At 64.5% G+C, this 1,121-nt stretch carries 1 protein-coding gene; it reads right to left on the bottom strand.

The window, feature by feature from the left end:
• Positions 1–1,121, bottom strand: a 1,121-nt coding sequence (locus ACP7AJ_RS21195; protein WP_426062231.1) for a DUF5916 domain-containing protein, incomplete at both ends; no start/stop codon positions are given.

The raw sequence follows: 1,121 nt of genomic DNA, 5'->3' as shown, positions 1-1,121 counted from the left end.
AGTGTACCCGTCGGGGTTGACAATCGGGGCCTCGCTCTCAAACGCTTGGCCGCGCCGCCGGGAGTACACCAGGCGGCCGTTCACGGCGTAGGCATTTTTCTTATTGGCAAACCGAAACAGGCCCCCGGTTACGTTGGCGTCGTACGTGCGGCCTTTGCGCGTGACGTTGGTGTTCACCAGGCTCACGTACGAGTTGTTCTTGAGCGATTGGTCCAGGACGAACACGTTGTAGTTGGAAAAAGGCTGGGTCAGCAGCGTCCGCTGCTGGCCCAGGCTGTCGCGCACGGTGGCGTGGATATCGCCGGAGAGGGCGTTGAAGACGCCCACGCCCAGCCCCTGGGCGGTCCGTCCCGATACCTTGGCGGCGCCGAGCAACCGGGTTTCGTCGGGGTTGTCCAGCAACTGTTCGCCCCGCGCCAGTTGCGCCTGCGCCCGCCCAAAACCCAGCGGCTGGGCCCCGACGCGCCGCGAATAAAAGAGATTGCCTTTGTTGACGAGCTCGGTGCCCTCGGTAAAAAACGGCCGGTTTTCGTTGAACTGCACCTCAAAGGGCGAGAGGTTGAGCACCACGTTGTCGGATTGCGCCTGCCCGAATTCCGGCATGATGGTGGCGTCCAGGGTGAAGCACTCGTTGAGGCCGTACTTGAGGTCGGCCCCGGCGTTGAAGCGGGCGGTAGCGTTCCGTTTGCCCGGCTCGTTGTGGGGAAAGTGGTTCACGTACGTGGAGACAAAGGGCGTGAGCGACAGGCGCAGGGGCGGCTGCACGTTCCGGATGCCACGCAACTCCCCCCACTGGTTCACGAAGCCGTTCACGGAGGGCTTCACCTCGTTCCAGGTGAAGTGCTGCCGGTCCCGTTCGCGCTGCCGCCCGAAGTTGAGCCCCCAGACCTGCTCGGGGTCGCCGTTGAAGCGGATGGCCGAGAAGGGGATGCGGAGCTCGGCCACCCAATCGGGGCCCTGCCGCGTGGTGCGGCTGTCCCACACCGCGTTCCAGCCGAAGTCATCGCCGGCGGGGGAGTAGCGGACATCGAGCTGCACGCCGCTGGGCGTGACGAAGAACCCGTAGCCGTTGAGCTGGTCGTGGTAGGTGTCCAGGAAAATGGCGAAGAAGTCGGTGTTGC

This window comes from Hymenobacter sp. B1770 (genome assembly GCF_049896385.1).
Lineage (GTDB): Bacteria > Bacteroidota > Bacteroidia > Cytophagales > Hymenobacteraceae > Hymenobacter.
Note: the sequence above shows the minus strand (reverse complement) of the source record. Positions and strands in the feature narration are given on the sequence as shown.